Origin of the sequence: Streptomyces sp. NPDC058632, from assembly GCF_042717095.1 — a bacterium.
In the GTDB taxonomy this organism is placed as follows: domain Bacteria; phylum Actinomycetota; class Actinomycetes; order Streptomycetales; family Streptomycetaceae; genus Streptomyces.
Genome location: NZ_JBHXQZ010000003.1, coordinates 38,927 through 59,320, shown reverse-complemented (window position 1 = coordinate 59,320; position 20,394 = coordinate 38,927). Strand labels below are relative to the sequence as shown.

The following is a 20,394-nucleotide window of genomic DNA, read 5'->3' as shown; positions in this document are numbered from 1 at the left end:
GCAGACGCGCCGCACCTGGAGGGTCGTCCGTTGTTCAGCATCACCGTCCGCGATCACATCATGATCGCCCACAGCTTTCACGGCGAGGTCTTCGGACCGGCCCAGCGCCTGCACGGGGCCACGTTCCTCGTGGACGCCACGTTCCGGCGCGAACAGTTGGACGAGGACAACATCGTCGTCGACATCGGCCTGGCCACGCAGGAACTCGGGGGCGTCGTCGGGGGGCTGAACTACCGCAACCTCGACAACGAACCCGACTTCGCGGGGGTCAACACCTCCACGGAGTACCTGGCCAAGGTCATCGCGGACCGGCTCGCCGAGCGCATCCACAAGGGCGCGCTGGGCGAGGGTGCCAAGGGCATCGCGCAGCTCACGGTCACCCTGCACGAGTCGCACATCGCCTGGGCGAGTTACGAGCGTGCGCTGTGACCGACACGAGCGTCGACACCGCCCTCGACACGACGATCCACGTCACCGGCAGGGCCACGGACAAGGCCACCGGCAACGCCTTCGACCGGTCCCGCCTGGACTACGTACCGCAGCAGTCCACTTCCCAGGCCGCCGCCCAGGCCTCCGCCCGATGGAACGGCGGGATCATCCCCATGTCCCTGCGCCGTGTGCACTTCCTGATGCCGGGTGGCGTCGACGACCCGTCGGTGCCCAGCGGCGGCAACGCGTACGACCGGCGCGTGTGTCTGGACCTGCCCGGATTCGGCTGGCAGGTGGAGCGCCACGCCGTGGCCGGTGACTGGCCCCGCCCGGACGCCGCCGCCCGCACCGCACTCGCCCGCACCCTGAGCGACCTGCCGGACGGCAGCGTCGTCATGCTGGACGGGCTGGTCGCCTGCGGGGTCCCCGAGATCGTCGTACCCGAGGCGGAACGGCTGCGCATGGCCGTCCTCGTCCACCTCCCGCTCGGCGACGAGACCGGGCTCGACCCGGCCCTCGCCGCCGACCTGGACGCCCGCGAACGCACGGTGCTGCGCGCGGTGCCCGCCGTGATCGGCACCAGCGACTGGGCGGTACGCCGCCTGGTCTCCCACCACGGCCTCGCACCCGACCGCGTCCACGTCGCCGCCCCCGGCGCCGACATCGCGCCCCTCGCCTCCGGCACCGACGGCGTCTCCCAACTGCTCTGCGTCGCCGCCGTCACCCCGCGCAAGGGACAGCACCGGCTGGTGGAGGCGCTGGCGGCGGTGTCCGACCTGCCGTGGAGCTGCGCCCTGGTCGGCGGGCTCACCCACGACCCCGAGTACGTCACCCATCTGCGGCACCTGATCCGCAAGCACGGCCTCCAGGACCGGCTGGAACTGACGGGACCGAAGACCGGCGCCGAACTCGACGCCAGCTACGCCACCGCCGACCTGATGGTCCTCACCTCGTACGCCGAGACGTACGGCATGGCCGTCACCGAGGCGCTGGCGCGGGGCATCCCGGTGCTGGCCACCGATGTCGGCGGGCTGCCCGAGGCAGTCGGCCGCGCCCCCGACGGAGGGATGCCGGGCATCCTCGTCCCGCCGGAGAACCCCACCGCCATCGCCCTCGAACTGCGCGGCTGGTTCGGCGAGGCGGACGTCCGCCGCCGGCTGAAGGCGGCCGCGCGCGGCCGGCGTGCCGCGCTCGGCGGCTGGGCGAGCACCGCACAGAGCCTGGCGACGGTACTGCGCCGGCTTCCCGCCGAACCCCGGAGGGCCGCATGACCAACCAGGCGACGACACAGCAGGCCGGCACCGGCACGAGTACGAGTACGGCTAAAGACACGGATACGGATACGGGTGGCACCGGCGCGATCCCGGCCCAGCCCGGTCCCCGGTACGAGGAGGCCCAGTCGGTCATCCCCGGCGCCGGACCCGCGCCACGCCCCGGTGAGCGGGCCACCCTCCGACTGCGGGGGACGGGGAGCGACACCGCCCCCGAGGAGGACGAACCCGCCCGGTACGCGCCCGAGTGGCTCCAGCTGCGCGAGCCCGCCGACGCCTTCGCGCGGGCCCACGACCTGCTGGACCCGCTGCGCATCCGGCTCGCCGACCTGCCGAAGCGGGCCGACGGTTTCATCATCCACGACATCGGCTGCGGCACCGGCTCGATGGGCCGCTGGCTCGCGCCCCGCCTGGACGGCGCCCAGCACTGGGTCCTGCACGACCGGGACCCCTACCTCCTGCACTTCGCCGCCGTCGCCTCCCCGCGGTCCGCCGCCGACGGCAGCCGCGTCAGCGTGGAGACCCGGCGCGGCGACGTCGCCCTGCTCACCGCGGACGCGCTGTCCGGCGCCTCCCTGGTGACGGCGTCCGCACTCCTCGACGTCCTCACCCGCGAGGACGTCGACGCCCTCGCCGCCGCCTGCGCCGGAGCCGGCTGCCCGGCGCTGCTGACGCTGTCGGTGGCCGGACGCGTCGAACTGACCGCGCCGCACCCGCTGGACCAGGAGATCACCGAGGCGTTCAACGCCCACCAGAAGCGAGGCGGACTGCTCGGTCCGGACGCGGCCACCGCCGCCGCGGAGGCCTTCTCCGAGCACGGGGCGACCGTACGGCTCGACCCGAGTCCCTGGCGGCTCGGCCCCGAGCACGCCGGGCTGACCGCCCAGTGGCTGCGGGGCTGGGTCGGCGCGGCGGTCGAGGAACGCCCCGAACTGGCCGAGCCCGCCGACCGGTACCTGACCGAGCGTCTGGAGGCCTGCGCCGCGGGCGACCTGCGAGTCGTCGTCCACCACACCGACCTGCTCGCCCTGTGCCGGCCGGCGGGCGGCGCCGAGTGACCGCCAGGGCGGTGGAGACACCGGTCCTGGGCCTGCCGGTTCCGGAGACGTCCCCGCCGCGCCCCGCACGCACCGGTGGCGGTGCCGGCACCGCCACCGGCCCCCGCGCCCTCCTCGCCCGGCTCAACACCCCCGCCGTACGCACCCGCCTCGGCACCCTCGCCGGCGTCGTCATCCTCGCCGTGCTGCTGTGGCGCCTGGGCACCGGTGTCCTCGTCGACGGGCTGCGCCGGATCGACGGGCCGTCCCTGCTGGCGGCGCTCGGGATCGGACTGGTGACCACGGTGTTCAGCGCGTGGCGCTGGGCGCTGGTGGCCCGCGGCCTGCGCATCCGGCTGCCGCTCGCCCCGGCGGTCGCCGACTACTACCGCGCCCTGTTCCTGAACGCGGCCCTGCCCGGAGGCGTCCTCGGCGACGTCCACCGCGCGGTACGGCACGGGCAGAGCACCGGTGACCTGGGCCGCGGGGTACGGTCCGTGGTCCTGGAGCGGACCGCCGGACAGCTCGCGCTGTTCGCCTCCGGCGCCGTGATGCTGCTGACCATGCCGTCCCCGGTCCGCGACGACCTCCGGCAGGCGGCACCCATGGCGGGCCTCGCCGCGCTGGGCGCCTGCGCCGTCGTCCTCGCCCTGCGCATGAACCGGCCGGGGCCCTCCCGCCGGGGCCGGGCGCTGCGGTCGGCGCTCGCCGAGGCACGCGAGGGGCTGCTGTCCCGGCGCAACGGGCCGGGCGTCCTCGTCTCCTCCGCCGTCGTCCTGGCCGGATACCTGGCGATGTTCGTCCTCGCCGCCCGCGTCGCCGGGGTCGGCGCGGCGGTGACCGAGCTGCTGCCGCTGGCCGTCCTGGCGCTGCTCGCCATGTCGCTGCCGCTGAACGTCGGCGGCTGGGGGCCCCGCGAGGGCGTCGCCGCCTGGGCGTTCGGCGCCGCGGGACTGGGCGCGGGCCGCGGCCTGACCGTCGCCGTGGTCTACGGGGTGCTCAGCCTCGCGGCGAGCCTGCCCGGCGTGATCGTGCTCGTCGCCCGCTGGTACGCCGGCCTGCGCGCCGGACGCCGGACGGCCGCCGCGACCGGACCCGCCCTGGACGCGCAGGAGACCCCGGACTACGCGCCGCTGCCGCCACCGGAGGCCGAGGTCGGGGAGGAGGCGGAGGTGAGCATCGAGAAATACGCGCCGAAGGAATCCACGAGGCTCACCAGGAGTTCCCTGCCCTTTTCCGCCGAGCCCAGCGAAGGACGGCCGATGACACCGGAATCGGTATAGGCGGACATTCCCCGCGTGAGCAACTGGCGCCGGTCGTCGGCGACGTGATCGGAGGTCTCATAACCGGGTCGAAGCAATTCGGGATGAGTGTGCAGAAGGATGGAGGTCTCGATTTCCCCCGCATGCATGTCGGTGAGCAGTGAGGTTTCCACACCGGCGTGCCGGAGCGCGGTCTCCCAGTCCTCCGGGGCGGGGAACAGCGCCATGCGTTCACCGCGGGCGGAGGATTCCTGGACGACGTTGCCGAGTACGTAGTTGCCGCCGTGTCCGTTGACCACCACCAGGGTGTCCACACCGGACCGGCGCAACGAGTCGGCGATGTCCCGTACCACCGCGTGAAGGGTCACGGAGGAGATGGAGACGGTCCCCGGCCAGGCCGCGTGCTCGTGCGAGCAGCCGATCGTCACCGGAGGCAGGAGATGCACCGGATACGCGTCGGCGATCTCCCGCGCGACGGCACACGCCACCAGCGTGTCGGTCGCCAGCGGCAGGAACGGGCCGTGCTGCTCGAAACTCCCGACGGGAAGGACCGCGATCTGCCGTGAGACGCCGGCGCCCCGCTTCCGTACCTCTTCTGTAGTATCCGCCGGCAACAGACCGTGGACCGGGCCGTATGCCGCCGACCGCTTTGGTGAACCACTCATATCCTCACGGCCTTTCGTCTCTGCTTAGGAACTCGAGAATCATGACAGAAAACATAGGCGTACTCGGCAAGAAGACCCCGCAGCGGACCGGCGTGGAACGCGTCGTGAATGCGCCGCTGCCCACCGTGTACGGAAAGTTCCAGGCGGTCGGCTACCTGGACCACGACCGCGGTGACGAACAAGTCGCCCTGGTCCACGGCGACATCGGCACGGACCGGGTCCTCACCCGGCTGCACTCGGAATGCCTGACCGGGGACGCGTTCGGCTCCCAGCACTGCGAGTGCGGCGACCAGCTGGCCGCCGCACTGCGCGCCGTCGCCGCCGAAGGGGCGGGCGTGGTCGTCTACTTGAGAGGGCACGAGGGCCGCGGCATCGGCCTGCTGGCGAAGCTGCGCGCGATGGCCCTGCAGGCGGAGGGCCTGGACACCGTCGAGGCGAACCTCGCCCTCGGCCTGCCGGTGGACGCCCGCGACTACGGAGTCGCCGCCGGCATCCTTCAGGACCTGGGCGTCGAATCGGTCCGGCTGATGTCCAACAACCCACGCAAACGCGACGCGTTGCAGCAGCACGGCATCCAGGTCACCGAGCAGGTGCCGCTGTTGATCCCGCCGTGCGAGAGCAACATCACCTACCTGCGCACCAAGCGGGAACGCCTCGACCACAACCTGCCCCACCTCGACGCGGTGGCGCACTGGTCCTGACGGCGCCCCCGGCCGGACAGTGGGCGGTTCAGCCGGTGACGGCCTCGTGCACGAGCCGCCTGAGGTCCCGGAAGACCGTGTGGGAGGACCTGGGCCGCACCTGCGTGTAGAACTGCACGGTCAGATCGCGGCCCGGGTCGACCCAGAACGCCGTGGTGGCGACCCCCGTCCAGCCGTACGTGCCGAGGCCGGACGGGGTCTGCGTACGGGACGGGTCGATCACGACGGAGACACCGAGGCCGAAGCCGATCCCCTCGTTGCCGGGCTCGTCGTGGGCCGGACGGCTGCCGACGGCGCGCAGATCGGCGCCGCCGGGAAGGTGGTTGCGGGTCATCAGGTCCACGGTCTGCGGAGCGAGCAGCCGGACCCCGTCCACCTCGCCCCGCCGCCGCAGGAGTTCCGTGAACCGGTGCATGTCGTGGGCCGAGGCCACCATGCCCCCGCTGCCGGACAGGAACCGCGGCCGGCCGTGCAGCGGCAGCCCGGCGACGGGCTTGATGCCGCAACCGCCGCTGCCGCTGCCGTCGCCGGAGCCGTCCGTCTCCCCGTACAACTCCGCGAGCCGTGCGGCCTGTTCGTCGGAGACCTGGAACCCGGCGTCCGTCATCCCGAGCGGACCGAAGATCCGCTCGGCGAAGAACACGTCGAGCGGCCGCCCGGACACCACCTCGATGATCCGCCCCAGCACGTTGGAGGCGACCGAGTAGTTCCACTGCGTCCCCGGGTCGAACTGCAGCGGCAGCCGCGCGTACGCGTCGACCGTCCCCGCCAGGTCCGTTCCCGGCGCCACCGACGAGCCGAGCCCCGCCTCGCGGTACAGCGCGTCCACCGGATGGGCGTGGTAGAAGGCGAACGTCAGCCCGGCGGTGTGGGACATCAGATGCCGTACGAGCAGGGGGCCCGCGGCAGGACGCGTCCGTATCCCGCCGCCGGAGCCGCTCTCGTACACACGGGGCTCGGCGAACGCCGGCAGGTGGCGGCCGACCGGGTCGTCCAGGGACAGCCGGCCCTCCTCGACGAGGATCAGCGCGGCCACGGCCGTCACCGGTTTGGTCATCGAGTAGATCCGCCACAGCGTGTCGCTCCGAACCGGCAGCCCGGCCGCGACGTCCCGCTGCCCGTACGCCGTGAGGTGGGCGATCCGCCCGCCCCGGGCGACGGACACCAGGAATCCGGGCAGTCGCCCCTCGTCGACCTCGTGCGCGAAGTGCCGGTCCATCCGGTCCAGCGCCTTCGCGTCCAGACCGGTCTCCTCCGGGCCGGCCTCTTGCCGCAGCAGTCCCATGGCACTCCTTCGATCAATCTCACGAGCCGATTCTCGGAATACCCCGCCCGGACCGGGTCAGACCTCGCCGCACACGGGAACACACCGGCGAACCCGGCCGGGGAACACCCGACCCGGTGCGTTCCGTTGAGCCGGGTATGACACAGGACACACAGCGGGCCCTGCTGGAGCTGATCGGCGACGAGGACGGCGGGGTGCTCGTCACCCTGAAGCAGGACGGACGGCCCCAGCTGTCGAACGTCAACCACGCCTACTACCCCGACGAGCGGATGATCCGTGTCTCGGTCACGGACGGCCGCGCCAAGACCCGCAACCTGCGGCGCGACCCCCGGGCGTCCTACCACGTGACGACCGCCGACCGGTGGGCGTACACGGTCGCCGAGGGGACCGCCGAGCTGTCGCCCGTCGCCGCCGACCCGCACGACGGGACGGTGGAGGAACTCGTCCGGCTGTACCGCGACGTCCAGGGCGAGCACCCCGACTGGGACGACTACCGTGCCGCCATGGTCCGTGACGGCCGCCTCGTGCTGAGGCTGCGCGTGGAGCGCGCGTACGGGATCCCGCGACGCGACGCGTCACAGGCGTAGCAGGCAGGCGGACGCGGGTGACGGACGCGGGTGACGGACGAAAGCCGGCCGGGACCCTCGAGCCGACGGTGCGGCATCCAGGGTCCCGGCCGGCGAGGGGACGGGGGCGGACTGGGGGACGGGGGTAACGGAGCGGGGCGGCCGATGCGGGTCAGGCCGTCACTTTCTCCGGACGGGCCGACCCGTCGTTCACCCGTTCGCCGAGCTGCTCGGTCGGGACGCGGTGCGTCTCCCGGGCGGAGAGCGCCGCGATGACCGGCGGCACGCACAGGGCGGCCGTGAACAGCGCCACCGCCATCCAGTCGTCACCGTCCGGGCCCGCGATCTGCGCGGCGAAGGTGACCGCGAAACCGGCCACGGCGAACCCGATCTGGGTGCCGATCGCCATGCCCGAGAGCCGCACCCGGGTCGGGAACATCTCGCCGTAGAAGGAGGGCCACACACCGTTCGCGGCGCTGTAGACGACACCGAAGGCGAGGATCCCGAGGAGCATCGTCAGCGCGAAGTTGCCGGTGGAGATGGCCCACAGGTAGACGAACATCGCCACCGCGCTGCCCGCGGCGCCGACCAGGTAGACCGGGCGGCGGCCGATCCGGTCGGAGAGCGAGGCCCACAGCGGGATCGCGGCGAGCGCGGCGACGTTCGCCAACGCGGCCACCCACAGCATCGACGTCCGGGACATGCCGACCGAGTCGCTGGTCGCGTACGCCAGCGCCCACACCGTGAAGATCGTGCTGACCGAGGCGACCAGCGCACCCGCGACCACCCGCAGGACGTCCGCCCAGTGCTCACGCAGCAGCACCACCAGCGGCAGCTTCACGACACCCTCGGTCGCGCTCTGCTGCTCGAAGGCCGGGGTCTCGTCGAGCTTGCGGCGGATCACGTACCCGACGACGGCCACCGCGACGCTCATCCAGAACGGCACCCGCCAGCCCCAGGAGAGCAGCTGCTCCTCGGGCATCGCGGCCACCGGGATGAAGACCAGCGTCGCAAGGAGCTGACCGCCCTGCGTGCCGCTCAGGGTGAAACTGGTGAAGAAGCCGCGCCGGTGGGGCGGCGCGTGTTCCAGGGTCATCGAGTTCGCGCTGGCCTGCTCACCCGCCGCCGAGATGCCCTGCAGGATGCGGCACAGCACCAGCAGGACCGGTGCGAGGGTGCCGACCTGGTCACGGGTGGGCAGACAGCCGATGAGGAACGTCGACAGGCCCATCAGCATCAGCGTGAAGACCATGATCTTCTTACGGCCGACCCGGTCCCCGAAGTGTCCGAGGAACAGCGCGCCGATGGGCCGTGCCGCGTACGCGACACCGAACGTGGCCAGGGAGAGCAGGGTGGCGGTGGCCGGGTCGGAGTCGTCGAAGAACACCTCCGGGAAGATCAGCGCCGCCGCGCTGCCGTAGATGAAGAAGTCGTAGTACTCCAGGGCGCTGCCGATCCAGGCGGCGGTCGCCGCCTTCTTCGGCTGCCCGGCCGGCTGTCCGGCCGGCTGTCCGGGCGGGGAGGAGTCACGGGGCGGGTTGGGGACGGACACGGCGGGCTCCTTCGAGGGGACTCCACGACGGTACGCGGAGGACGAGCGGAGGGGAGGCGCCGCTGTGCTAATTAACCCACTGGGTAGTTAGTTGCGGCTGGGTAGGGATGCTGCGCCCGACCGTCCACGGTGTCAAGGGGTGGCGTCGTACGGACTTGGTCCGGGGCCCGCCGGAGCGGGGCCGCAGGTCCTGGGGTCGTGCGGGGCCCGCAGTCGGTCCGCCGTCAGTCCGTCGTCCGCTCCGCCGTCAGGTACGCGATCACCATGTCGCCCAGCATCGCCCGGTAGTGCTCGCGCCGGTCCGCGTCGACCAGGTCGCGGCCGAACAGCACGCCGAAGGTGTGCCGGTTGGACACCCGGAAGAAGCAGAACGCGCTGATCATCGCGTGCAGGTCGACGGCGTCCACGTCAGCAGTGAACAGGCCCGACCTCTGCCCCGCCGCCAGGATCCGGCGGATCACGTCGAGCGCGGGCGAGCCCATCCGCCCGAGCTTCTCGGAGGCCGCGATGTGCTCCGCGCCGTGGATGTTCTCGATGCTGACCAGGCGGATGAAGTCCGGGTGCTGCTCATGGTGGTCGAAGGTCACCTCGGCGAGGCGCCGGATGGCCGCCACCGGATCCAGATGGTCGACGTCCAGCTCCTGCTCGGCCTCCCGGATCACGCCGTACGCGCGCTCCAGCACGGCCGTGAACAGCTGCTCCTTGCCGCCGAAGTAGTAGTAGATCATCCGCTTGGTGGTGCGGGTGCGGGCGGCGATCTCGTCGACGCGGGCGCCGTCGTAGCCGGCCCGCGCGAACTCCCGGGTCGCCACGTCGAGGATCTCGGCCCTGGTGCGGGCCGCGTCACGGATGCGCTCACGCTCGCCGGGCCGTGCCGGTTCTTCGACGCTGGTCATGGGTTCCTTCGGGGAGAGGGCCGTGCCGGTGATTGTAGAAGGGGGCCGCTCCCGGCCCGTCGGGTCTTCCGTGCGGCCCGACCGGCTGATATAGCTAACGTACTGGTTCGTACATTAGTGAGCCGCTCTCTGGAGGCCTCGGTGCTCAAGGACTCGTATCTCGTCGGGCTGATCGGCTCCGGCATCGGCCCGTCGCTCAGCCCCGCGCTGCACGAGCGGGAGGCCGGCCGGCAGGGCCTGCGCTGTCTGTACCGGCTCCTCGACCTGGACACGATCGGCCTGCCGCCCGAAGGGGTGGGCGAGCTGCTGGACGCCGCCCGGCTGCTCGGATTCGACGGGCTCAACATCACCCACCCGTGCAAGCGGCACGTCGTCGAGCACCTGGACGCGCTCGATCCGCAGGCCGAGGCACTCGGCGCGGTCAACACCGTCGTCTTCGAGGACGGCCGGGCCGTCGGCCACAACACGGACGTCACCGGCTTCGCCGCCTCCTTCGCCCGCGGCCTGCCCGACGTGCCGCTGGAGCGGGTGGTGCAGCTCGGCGCGGGCGGCGCGGGCGCCGCCGTCGCGCACGCCGTCCTCACCCTCGGCGCCGGACGGGTCAGCGTGGTCGACGCCGTGCCCGAGCGGGCCGACGAACTCGCCGGCTCCCTGAACCGCGCCTTCGGCGCCGGCCGCGCCACCGCCGCCCCCCTGGACCTGCTGCCCGAGCTCCTCGCCGCCGCCGACGGCAGCGGCGGCCTGGTGCACGCGACCCCCACCGGCATGGCCGCGCACCCGGGCCTGCCCCTGCCCGCCGGCCTGCTGCACCCCGGACTGTGGGTCGCCGAAGTCGTCTACCGGCCCCTGGAGACCGACCTGCTGCGCGCCGCCCGCGCCGCCGGCTGCGCCACCCTCGACGGTGGCGGCATGGCCGCCTTCCAGGCCGCCGACGCGTTCCGCCTGTTCACCGGCCGGGAACCCGACCGGGCCCGCATGCTCGCCCACCTCACCGACCTCACCGGTCCGGTCCCCGCTCCCCGGTAGCCCTCACCGCACGGAACTCCACGGAACTCCACGGAACGTCACGGAAGCAGAGGTACCGACGTGCGTACGTCCATCGCCACCGTCTCCCTCAGCGGCACCCTCACCGAGAAGCTCACGGCCGCCGCCCGCGCGGGCTTCGACGGCGTGGAGATCTTCGAGAACGATCTGCTCGCCAGCCCGCTCACCCCCGGGGAGGTCCGCACCCGCTGCGCCGACCTCGGCCTCACCGTCGACCTCTACCAGCCGATGCGGGACATCGAGGCGGTGCCCGCCGAGCTGTTCGCCCGCAACCTGCGCCGTGCCCGGCACAAGTTCGCCCTGATGCGCGAACTCGGCGCCGACACCGTGCTCGTCTGCTCCAGCGTCGACCCCGAGGCGGTCGACGACGACGCCCTCGCCGCCGCGCACCTGCGAGAACTCGCCGACCTCGCCCAGGACTTCGGCGTCCGTGTCGCCTACGAGGCGCTGGCCTGGGGGCGGCACGTCAGCACGTACGACCACGCCTGGCGCATCGTCGAGGCGGCGGGGCATCCGGCGCTCGGCACCTGCCTGGACAGCTTCCACATCCTCTCCCGGGGCTCCGATCCCCAGGGCATCGAGGACATCCCCGGCGAGAAGATCTTCTTCCTCCAGCTGGCCGACGCCCCGCTGCCCGCGATGGACGTGCTCCAGTGGAGCCGCCACCACCGCTGCTTCCCCGGCCAGGGCGGCTTCGACGTCGCCGGGCTCGTCCGGCACGTCCTGCGCACCGGCTACGCGGGGCCGCTGTCCCTCGAGGTGTTCAACGACGTGTTCCGGCAGGCCGAGGCCGCCCCGACCGCCGTCGACGCCCGCCGCTCCCTGCTCGCGCTGCAGGAGGAGGTGGGGACGGGGGAGGACACACCGCCCGCGTCCCTCACGCCCACCCCGGTCATCCCCGCCCCCGTCGTCCCCACCGGCTTCGCCTTCGCCGAACTCGTCGCCGCCGACGCCGAACCCCTCACCGGTCTCCTCGCCGCCCTGGGCTTCGCCCGCACCGCCCGCCACCGCAGCAAGCCCGTCGACCTCTGGCAGCAGGGCGAGGCCCGCATCCTCGTCAACACCGGAGCCGTCGTACGCCGCGACGCCGCCCACCTCGCCGCCGTGGGCCTGGAGTCGCCCGACCCGCGCGGCGCCGCCGACCGTGCGGAGGCCCTGCTGGCGCCCGTGCTGCCCCGTCGCCGCGCACCCGAGGACGCCCCGCTGGACGCGGTCGCCGCCCCCGACGGCACCGAACTGTTCTTCTGCGACGCCCGGCACACCGACTGGCGCGCCGACTTCGAGGACACCGGACAGACTCCGGCCGCCACCGCCACCGCCGGCATCCGCCGCATCGACCATCTCGCGCTCACCCAGCCCTGGCACCACTTCGACGAGGCGACGCTCTTCCACCGCAGCGTGCTCGGACTGGACGCCGAGGACAGCGTCGACGTCGCCGACCCCTACGGCCTGCAGCGCAGCCGCGCGGTCAGCAACCCCGACGGCACCGTCCGGATCGCCCTCACCGTCGGCGCCGCGCCCACCGACGACACCGTGCACGCCCAGCACATCGCGTTCGCCACCGACGACGTGGTCGCCGCCGCCCGCCGGCTCCGCGACGCCGGGGCCCCGTTGCTGCCGATCCCGGCCAACTACTACGACGACCTCGCCGCCCGCCACGAGTTCGCCGACGGCGAGCTGGAGACGTACCGGGAGCTGGGCATCCTCTACGACCGTGACGACAGCGGCGGCAGCCTGCGGCACTGCTACACCCGCACCGTCGGCCGGGTGTTCTTCGAACTCCTCCAGCGTGACGGCGGCCACCGCGGCTACGGCGCCCGCAACGCGCCGGTACGACTGGCCGCCCAGCACGCCGTACGGACCGCGAGCGCCCTCAGCGGCGGTGGCTGAGAAGCCGACGGACGGACCCTGCGCGGGCCGGGCCGCCGCGCCACGTCGCCGCTCGGGTCACGGCCGGGTGTTCCACTCCTCGATCACCGGACTGCCGTGCTCCAGCGACAGCCGGCTCAGTGTGCCCGTCTCCAGCCGGAACAGCCGTCCGTCCGCGGGCGGCAGACCCAGCCGGCGTGCCGTCAGGACGCGCAGCAGGTGACCGTGCGCCACGAGCATCACATCGCCCGCGTCGAGCGCCCCGGCCACCTTGGACAGCACCCGGTCGGCCCGTGCGCCGACCTGCCCGGGGGACTCGCCGGGGAACTCGGGGCCGGGCGGCACCCCGTCGGTCCACAGGTCCCAGCCGGGCCGGATGCGGCGGATGTCGGCGGTGGTGACGCCCTCGTAGCCGCCGTAGTCCCACTCCCGCAGGTCCGGCTCGGGCAACGCGTCCGCCAGACCCGCCAGTTCGGCGGTGCGCCGGGCGCGGGCCAGCGGGCTGGTGAGCACGAGGGCGAAGGAGCGGCCCGCGAGCAACGGGGCCAGCGCCCTGGCCTGCGTCTCGCCGTCCTCCGTCAGGGGCAGGTCGCTGCGGCCGGTGTGCCGCCCCGACCTGCTCCACTCCGTCTCACCGTGCCGGGCGAGCAGCAGGTCGCCCACGGCCGCTACACCTCGTCCGGGTTTCCCGGGTTTCCCGGGTTTCCCGGGTCCGCTCGGCCTGCCCGGACCTCTCCTGCGGTCCGGCTTCCCTGGCCCTGTGGGCTTCCATGGCTTCCCTGGTCGGGCCGGTCCGTCGACGTACCCGCGGACGTACCCGCGGACGTGACCGCGTGCCCGCCGAACTGCTTGCGCAGCGCCGCGACCATCTTCATCTGCGGAGAGTCCTCCTGCCGGGAGGAGAACCGGGCGAACAGGGAGGCCGTGATCGCGGGAAGCGGCACCGCGTGGTCGAGGGCCGCCTCCACGGTCCAGCGGCCCTCGCCCGAGTCCTCGGCGTAGCCGCGCAGCTTCTCCAGGTGGGCGTCCTCGTCGAGGGCGTCGACCGCGAGGTCGAGGAGCCAGGAACGGATGACCGTACCGTCCTGCCAGGAGCGGAACACCTCGCGGACGCTGTCCACCGAGTCGACCTTCTCAAGGAGCTCCCAGCCCTCCGCATACGCCTGCATCATGGCGTACTCGATGCCGTTGTGGACCATCTTCGCGAAGTGCCCGGCACCGACCCGGCCGGCATGGACGTAGCCGTACGGTCCCTCCGGCTTGAGCGCGTCGAAGATCGGCTTCAGGGGTTCCACGTGCTCCTCGTCGCCGCCGACCATGAGCGCGTAGCCGTGCTCCAGCCCCCACACACCGCCCGAGACACCCGCGTCGACGAAGCCGATGCCCCGGGCACCCAGCTCCTTGGCGTGCTTCTCGTCGTCCGTCCAGCGGGAGTTGCCGCCGTCGACGACGGTGTCACCCGGTTTGAGCAGGGTCCCCAGCTGGTCGATGACGTGCTGGGTGACGGCACCGGCCGGGACCATCACCCAGACCGCGCGCGGCCCGTCGAGCCGGTCGACGAGGTCGGACAGGTGGGCGACGTCGGAGAGGTCGGGGCGGGTGTCGTAGCCGACGACGGTGTGCCCGGCGGCGCGGAGGCGCTCGCGCATGTTGCCGCCCATCTTGCCGAGACCAACAAGACCGATCTGCATGTCAGTTCACTTCCCGATGTCGTGGTGGGGCGGCCCACCGGGGCGGCGGGTCGGTGCGGACGTGTCACCCGTGTCAGGCATGGAGGCGGAGGGAGAGGGGACTCTCAGGCAGGGCCGGTGGCCTCCTTGGCGCTCTCGCCGCGCAGGGCGACGGCGTACATCTCGTCCGCGTCGAGCCGCCGGAGCTCCTCGGCGAGCAGCTCGGACAGGGGGCGGACCTTCAGCGCGAGCCGCCGCGACGGCTGCCCCGGCAGCGACAGCGTGGCCATCGGGCCCTCCGGCCGGTCGATGACGATCTCGCCGTCCGCCGTGCCCAGCCGCACCCCCGTGACCACCGGGCCGGCCGTCTCCACGCGCTCGACCCGCACGTTCAGCCGGGCCTCCAGCCAGCGCGCCAGCAGCTCCGCGCTGGGGTTCTCGGCCTCGCTCTCCACGGCCGCCGACGTCACCGTCATCCGGGCCTGGTCCAGGGCGGCGGCCAGCATCGAACGCCACGGCGTCAGCCGGGTCCAGGCCAGGTCGGTGTCGCCGGGCGCGTAGGTGCGCCTCCGGGCCGACAGGACCTCCAGAGGCTTCTCCACCGTGTACAGGTCGGTGATCCTGCGCTGGCCCAAAGCGCCCAGCGGGTCCTTCGAGGGGGTCTCGGGCGCGTCCGCCGGCCACCACACGACCACCGGGGCGTCCGGGAGCAGCAGCGGCAGCACCACGGAGTCGGCGTGGTCGGACACCTCGCCGTAGGTCCGCAGGACGACCGTCTCGCCCGTACCGGCCTCCGAACCGACCCGCACCTCGGCGTCCAGCCGCGGATGGGTGCGCTCGCGCGGAGTGCGGGCGTGCCGCTTGATGACGACCAGCATGCGCGAGGGGTGCTCGTGCGAGGCCTCCTCGGCGGCCTTGATCGAGTCGTAGGCGTTCTCCTCGTCCGTGACGATCACCATCGTCAGGACCATGCCCACCGCCGGGGTGCCGATGGCGCGGCGGCCCCGCACCAGCGCCTTGTTGACATCACTTGCCGTGGTGTCGGTCAGATCGATCTTCATGGCCTGCGCCAGCTCCGTCCGTCTCGTGCGAGCATCTCGTCGGCTTCCGCGGGTCCCCAGCTGCCCGAGGCGTACCGCGCCGGTCTGCCGTGGGATGCCCAGTACTCCTCGACCGGGTCGAGGATCCTCCAGGACTCTTCCACTTCCTGATGCCGGGGGAACAGGTTGGCGTCCCCGAGGAGGACGTCGAGGATGAGCCGCTCGTACGCCTCCGGGCTGGACTGGGTGAACGACTCGCCGTAGGCGAAGTCCATCGTCACGTCCCGGATCTCCATCGAGGTGCCCGGCACCTTGGAACCGAACCGCACCGTCATGCCCTCGTCCGGCTGCACCCGGATGACGACGGCGTTCGACCCGAGCTCCTCGGTGGCGGTGGAGTCGAAGGGGGAGTGCGGCGCCCGCTGGAACACGACCGCGATCTCGGTGACCCGGCGGCCCAGCCGCTTGCCGGTGCGCAGGTAGAAGGGGACGCCCGCCCAGCGGCGGTTGTCGATGCCCAGCTTGACCGCCGCGTAGGTGTCGGTGGTGGAGCCCGCGTCGATGCCCTCCTCCTCCGTGTAACCCGGTACCCGCCTGCCGCCCTGCCAGGCGCCCACGTACTGCCCGCGCACGGTGTGCCGGCCCAGGTCCTCCGGCAGCCGCACGGCCCGGAGGACCTTCAGCTTCTCGGTGAGCAGCGACCCCGCGTCGAAGGAGGCCGGCTCCTCCATCGCGGTGAGCGCCATGAGCTGGAGCAGGTGGTTCTGGATGACGTCGCGGGCGGCGCCGATGCCGTCGTAGTAGCCGGCCCGGCCGCCGATGCCGATGTCCTCGGCCATGGTGATCTGCACGTGGTCGACGAAGGACCGGTTCCAGACCGGCTCGAACATGGTGTTCGCGAAGCGCAGGGCCAGGATGTTCTGGACGGTCTCCTTGCCCAGGTAGTGGTCGATCCGGAAGACCTGGTCCGGGTCGAACACCTCGTGGACGACCGCGTTGAGCTCCTGGGCCGACCTCAGGTCGTGGCCGAACGGCTTCTCGATCACCGCGCGCCGCCAGGAGCCCGCGGGATCGTCGGCCAGCCCGTGCTTCTTCAGCTGCTGGACCACCTTCGGGAAGAACTTCGGCGGTACCGAGAGATAGAAGGCGTAGTTTCCGCTGGTGCCCCGGGAAATGTTCAACTCGTCGACGGCGGAGCGCAGTTGCTCGAACGCCGTGTCGTCGTCGAAGTCGCCCGGCACGAACCGCATGCCCTCGGTGAGCTGCTGCCAGACCTCCTCGCGGAACGGTGTGCGGGCGTGCTCCCTGACCGCGTCGTGCACCACCTGCGCGAAATCCTGGTCCTCCCAGTCCCTGCGGGCGAAACCGACCAGCGAGAAGCCCGGCGGCAGCAGACCCCGGTTGGCGAGGTCGTACACCGCCGGCATCAGCTTCTTGCGCGACAGGTCGCCGGTCACCCCGAAGATGACCAGCCCGGAGGGACCGGCGATGTGCGGGAGACGGCGGTCGCGCGGGTCACGCAGGGGGTTGGGCCAGCCGGCGCCGGCCCCGGGCGCCCCGGTCGCCTCGATCTCCTCGGTCATTCCGCGTCAGCTCCTTGTCGTCGAGGTGGTCGAGGGCCTGCCCCGCCGCGTCCCGTGTGTCCCTGCCGGGCGGCATCGCCGTACCTCGTGACGCCCTCGGTCCTCTCCTCCACCTACAGGGTGTCCCGGTACGCCCGAACCCTCACCTCCGTAACACGTTCACGAGTAAAAGTATGACGTATTCGCGGGGGGAGGACCCTGCGGCGCGGGCGGCCCTGCGGCGCGGCGCTCCAGGGGAACCACCGGGGCACGGGCGTGATCGAGGGGGCCCCACGCGTGCGTGGAGCCCCCTCGGCGGAGCAGCGGAACCGATGCGGAACCGCGATGGGTCAGCGGCCGAACGTGAACCAGTTGACGTTCACGAAGTCCTGCGGCTGGCCGCTCGTGAAGGTCAGATACACGTCGTGCGTGCCCGTCACGGACCCGATGTTCGCCGGGACGGTCCGCCACGACTGCCAGCCGCCCGTGTTGCCCACAGAGAAACTTCCGACGGGGGCGTTGCCGAGGCTGTCCAGGCGTACCTCGACCAGACCGCTGACCCCGGTGGGCGCACCGCTCGCCACCCGGGCCGAGAACTGCGTGGCCGCGGACGAGCCGAACTTCACGCCCTTGAACCGCAGCCAGTCACCGTTGGCCAGCGCGCCCACGTTCTGACCGCCGCCGGAGTCCGAGGTGGTCTCCGTCATCGTGCCGGACTGGCCGTCGAAGGACTCGGCCTGGATGGTGCCGTAGGCGTCACGGTTGCCGGACGGCGGCGGCGTGGTGCCACCCCCGCCGCCGGAGGACAGCACCTGCACGTAGTCGACGAGCATCGAGTGCCCGGGCTGCGTACCGGCGTCAGGGCCGCCGCCGAAGGCGTCGGGGAAACCGCCGCCCATCGCCACGTTGAGAATGACGAAGAAGCCGTGGTCGGTGGCGTTCGTCCAGGTCGTCGCGTCGACCTGGTTCTCCCGCACGGTGTGGAAGTTGTTGCCGTCGAGGTAGAAGCGGATCTCCTCCACGCTCCCCGAGCGGTCCCACTCCAACCGGTAGGTGTGGAAGCCGGCCTGACAGGTCGTGCCCTGGCAGGTGGTCGAACCCCCGATGCCACTGTTCTCGTTGCACGGCCCGCCGGGCGCGGTGCCGCAGTGCATCGTGGCGAAGACGGTGTTGTTGCCCTGCGTGTTCTCCATGATGTCGAGCTCGCCCACGGCCGGCCAGTTCCAGTAGTTGCCCCGGTACGGCGCGCCCAGCATCCAGAACGCCGGCCAGTAGCCCTTGGCGGCGGCACCCGTCACGTTCGGCACCTGGATACGGCTCTCGACGCGCAGGACGCCACCGGCGGGCGGCTCGAAGTCGGAACGGTTGGTCTCGACGCGGCCGGAGGTCCAGTTCCCGGAGGCGTCCCGGCGCGGGGTGATACGAAGATTGCCGTTGCCGTCGAGGGAGACGTTCTCCGGGTTCGACGTCATCGTCTCGATCTCACCGGTGCCCCAGTTGGCGGGGCCGCCCGGGTATCCCTTGCCGGTCGCGTACCGCCAGTCGGAGGTGTTGACGCCGCTGCCCGCGGCGCCGTTGAAGTCGTCGACGAAGACCTGGTTCCAGCCCGAGGGGGGAGCCGGGGCGGAGGCACTCGCCGACGGCAGGGCGATCGTGGAGGCCGCGAGCGCGAGCCCGAGCGTGCCGACGGCGGCCGACAGCGCCCGCCGCAGCGAGCGGGATCTGCGCGGGACGCGGGGTCTGCGGGGTGTGCCGGAGGAGTCACTCATGTGGGGATGCCTCTCGGAAACGGGTGCGGATGCGTGGGTCGATCCAGGTGAGGGGAGTGCCCGGAGAGCCCTGCCCATCGGTTCTGAGAGCGCTCTCACAGTGCCGCCAATGTGCTCCGCGACCCCGGGGCCGTCAAGAGGTGTGACCGAGAAAGTCCTTGTGCGCGGGGAGAGTTCATCTCATGAACTGACGCGAATGGGTGCAACAGCGCCACGCCCGCCCGCACGAAGCGGCGCCCGGCCGGTGACCGGGCGCCGCGCACGGTTCTCTGTCCGGCCGCACACCGAGTGCGTGCCGGCCGGATGCCCCGGTGCCCGCCGGAGGCGTCATGATCGAGGGCAGGACCGGCGGCGGTGACGTCGTGGACGAACGGATCGGCAGGCGTCGACGCCGCCGTGGTGGGAAGGGTGCGGACGTGAGACTGACGATTCTGGGCGGCGGAGGATTCCGGGTCCCGCTGGTGTACGGCGCGCTCCTCGGGGACCACGCCGAGGGGCGGGTGACGCGGGTCGTCCTGCACGATGTCGACGACCGTCGACTGTATGCGGTCGCCCGTGTGCTGACCGAACAGGCGGCCGGCGTGCCCGACGCCCCCGAGGTGAGCACCACCACCGACCTGGACGAAGCGCTGCGCGGTGCCGACTTCGTCTTCTCCGCGATCCGCGTCGGCGGGCTCGAGGGCCGAGCGCACGACGAACGGGTCGCGCTCGCCGAGGGTGTCCTCGGGCAGGAGACGGTCGGCGCGGGCGGCATCGCCTACGGGCTGCGCACCGTCCCCGTCGCCGTGGACATCGCCCGGCGGGTGGCCCGGCTCGCCCCCGACGCCTGGGTCATCAACTTCACCAATCCGGCGGGCCTGGTCACCGAGGCCATGTCCCGGCACCTCGGCGACCGGGTCATCGGCATCTGCGACTCACCGGTCGGCCTCGGCCGCCGCATCGCCCGGGTGCTCGGCGCGGACCCGCGCGAGGCGTGGATCGACTACGTCGGCCTCAACCACCTCGGCTGGGTGCGCGGCCTGCGGGTCAAGGGCCGTGACGAACTCCCGCGCCTGCTCGCCGACCTGCCCCTGCTCGGCTCCTTCGAGGAGGGCCGGCTCTTCGGCGCCGACTGGCTCCGCTCCCTCGGCGCGATCCCCAACGAGTACCTGCACTACTACTACTACAACCGGGAGACCGTACGCGCCTACCAGCAGGCCCAGAAGACCCGCGGCGCCTTCCTCCACGACCAACAGGCCCGCTTCTACACGCAGGTGGGCGACTCCGACATCCCCGCCCTCGCCACCTGGGAGCGCACCCGCGCCGAACGCGAGGCCACCTACATGTCCGAGAACCGCGAGACCGCCGGAGCCGGCGACCGCGACGAGGACGACCTGTCCGGCGGCTACGAGAAGGTGGCCCTCGCCCTGATGCGGGCCGTCGCCCGCGACGAACGCACCACCCTGATCCTCAACGTGCGTAACCGCAGCACCCTTTCGGCGCTGGACGGGGACGCGGTCATCGAGGTCCCCTGCCTCGTCGACGCCCAGGGAGCCCATCCCGTCTCCGTCGATCCGCTGCCCGGCCACGCCACCGGCCTGGTCTGCTCCGTCAAGGCGGTCGAGCGCGAGGTGCTCCGTGCCACCGAGTCCGGCTCCCGCACCCACGCGGTCAAGGCGTTCGCGCTGCACCCGCTCGTCGACTCCGTGAACGTGGCCCGCCGCCTCGTCGACGGCTACACCGCCGTCCACCCCGGCCTCGCCCACCTCAAGTAGCCCTGCGGGAAGAGCACCTCAG

Annotated in this window: 16 protein-coding genes and 2 pseudogenes; 9 read left to right on the top strand and 9 right to left on the bottom strand. The window is 72.4% G+C overall.

Annotation, left to right across the window (positions count from 1 at the left end):
- Positions 1-30 precede the first annotated feature (30 nt).
- The 4 genes from ACFWVE_RS02305 to ACFWVE_RS02290 are packed head-to-tail and all read left to right on the top strand — an operon-like array spanning position 31 to position 4,020.
- Positions 31-429: a 6-pyruvoyl tetrahydropterin synthase family protein gene (locus ACFWVE_RS02305; RefSeq protein WP_384007432.1), complete on the top strand. Its 399-nt coding sequence runs from the start codon at positions 31-33 to the stop codon at positions 427-429.
- 35 nt (positions 430-464) lie between these two features.
- Positions 465-1,700, top strand: coding sequence for a glycosyltransferase family 4 protein (locus ACFWVE_RS02300; RefSeq protein ID WP_384007563.1), 1,236 nt, complete (start codon positions 465-467; stop codon positions 1,698-1,700).
- Positions 1,697-2,758, top strand: coding sequence for a class I SAM-dependent methyltransferase (locus ACFWVE_RS02295; protein ID WP_384007430.1), 1,062 nt, complete (start codon positions 1,697-1,699; stop codon positions 2,756-2,758). Before ACFWVE_RS02300 ends, ACFWVE_RS02295 begins: the two co-directional genes overlap by 4 nt.
- A gap of 11 nt (positions 2,759-2,769) precedes the next feature.
- Positions 2,770-4,020, top strand: coding sequence for a lysylphosphatidylglycerol synthase transmembrane domain-containing protein (locus tag ACFWVE_RS02290; RefSeq protein ID WP_384007428.1), 1,251 nt, complete (start codon positions 2,770-2,772; stop codon positions 4,018-4,020).
- Here ACFWVE_RS02290 and ACFWVE_RS02285 read toward each other — a convergent pair.
- Positions 3,903-4,664 (bottom strand): annotated as a pseudogene (locus ACFWVE_RS02285) (creatininase family protein); the annotation flags it as partial. The gene ACFWVE_RS02290 and the pseudogene ACFWVE_RS02285 sit on opposite strands and share 118 nt — an antisense overlap.
- 41 nt (positions 4,665-4,705) lie before the next feature.
- Between ACFWVE_RS02285 and ribA the strand changes: the two are divergent.
- A complete protein-coding gene (gene ribA, locus ACFWVE_RS02280; RefSeq protein ID WP_384007426.1) occupies positions 4,706-5,365 on the top strand; it encodes a GTP cyclohydrolase II in 660 nt (219 codons plus the stop codon).
- Positions 5,366-5,393: 28 nt separating this feature from the next.
- Here ribA and ACFWVE_RS02275 read toward each other — a convergent pair whose 3' ends face one another.
- Entirely contained in the window at positions 5,394-6,650 is a 1,257-nt protein-coding gene (locus ACFWVE_RS02275; protein ID WP_384007425.1) for a serine hydrolase domain-containing protein, read from the bottom strand.
- Positions 6,651-6,787: 137 nt separating this feature from the next.
- On the opposite strand from ACFWVE_RS02275, the gene ACFWVE_RS02270 reads away from it, so the two are divergent.
- Positions 6,788-7,237, top strand: coding sequence for a PPOX class F420-dependent oxidoreductase (locus ACFWVE_RS02270; RefSeq protein ID WP_384007423.1), 450 nt, complete (start codon positions 6,788-6,790; stop codon positions 7,235-7,237).
- A gap of 151 nt (positions 7,238-7,388) precedes the next feature.
- Here ACFWVE_RS02270 and ACFWVE_RS02265 read toward each other — a convergent pair whose 3' ends face one another.
- Positions 7,389-8,768, bottom strand: a complete 1,380-nt coding sequence (locus ACFWVE_RS02265) for an MFS transporter (protein WP_384007421.1) — start codon at positions 8,766-8,768, stop codon at positions 7,389-7,391.
- Between the two features lie 224 nt (positions 8,769-8,992).
- Positions 8,993-9,664: a TetR/AcrR family transcriptional regulator gene (locus ACFWVE_RS02260; RefSeq protein ID WP_384007419.1), complete on the bottom strand. Its 672-nt coding sequence runs from the start codon at positions 9,662-9,664 to the stop codon at positions 8,993-8,995.
- A 141-nt stretch (positions 9,665-9,805) separates the two neighbouring features.
- On the opposite strand from ACFWVE_RS02260, the gene ACFWVE_RS02255 reads away from it, so the two are divergent.
- On the top strand, positions 9,806-10,690 hold the full coding sequence (locus ACFWVE_RS02255; RefSeq protein ID WP_384007562.1) for a shikimate dehydrogenase: 885 nt from the start codon (positions 9,806-9,808) through the stop codon (positions 10,688-10,690).
- A 60-nt stretch (positions 10,691-10,750) separates the two neighbouring features.
- The gene (locus tag ACFWVE_RS02250; protein WP_384007417.1) at positions 10,751-12,598 is read left to right on the top strand and encodes a bifunctional sugar phosphate isomerase/epimerase/4-hydroxyphenylpyruvate dioxygenase family protein; all 1,848 of its coding nucleotides are present in this window, start codon (positions 10,751-10,753) and stop codon (positions 12,596-12,598) included.
- Positions 12,599-12,655: 57 nt separating this feature from the next.
- On the opposite strand, the gene ACFWVE_RS02245 is transcribed toward ACFWVE_RS02250, so the two are convergent.
- From ACFWVE_RS02245 to ACFWVE_RS02225, 5 genes and pseudogenes are all read right to left on the bottom strand, one after another.
- Entirely contained in the window at positions 12,656-13,240 is a 585-nt protein-coding gene (locus ACFWVE_RS02245) for a histidine phosphatase family protein (protein ID WP_384007415.1), read from the bottom strand.
- Between the two features lie 158 nt (positions 13,241-13,398).
- A pseudogene (gnd, locus tag ACFWVE_RS02240) lies at positions 13,399-14,268 on the bottom strand (phosphogluconate dehydrogenase (NAD(+)-dependent, decarboxylating)); the annotation flags it as partial.
- A gap of 104 nt (positions 14,269-14,372) precedes the next feature.
- Entirely contained in the window at positions 14,373-15,308 is a 936-nt protein-coding gene (opcA, locus tag ACFWVE_RS02235) for a glucose-6-phosphate dehydrogenase assembly protein OpcA (RefSeq protein WP_384007413.1), read from the bottom strand.
- A complete protein-coding gene (gene zwf / locus ACFWVE_RS02230; protein WP_384007411.1) occupies positions 15,305-16,870 on the bottom strand; it encodes a glucose-6-phosphate dehydrogenase in 1,566 nt (521 codons plus the stop codon). Before zwf ends, opcA begins: the two co-directional genes overlap by 4 nt.
- Before the next feature lie 329 nt (positions 16,871-17,199).
- The gene (locus ACFWVE_RS02225) at positions 17,200-18,618 is read right to left on the bottom strand and encodes a glycoside hydrolase family 16 protein (RefSeq protein ID WP_384007409.1); all 1,419 of its coding nucleotides are present in this window, start codon (positions 18,616-18,618) and stop codon (positions 17,200-17,202) included.
- Positions 18,619-19,034: 416 nt separating this feature from the next.
- On the opposite strand from ACFWVE_RS02225, the gene ACFWVE_RS02220 reads away from it, so the two are divergent.
- Complete coding sequence (locus ACFWVE_RS02220; RefSeq protein ID WP_384007407.1) at positions 19,035-20,372, top strand: 6-phospho-beta-glucosidase; 1,338 nt, start codon at positions 19,035-19,037, stop codon at positions 20,370-20,372.
- Positions 20,373-20,394: the final 22 nt, after the last annotated feature.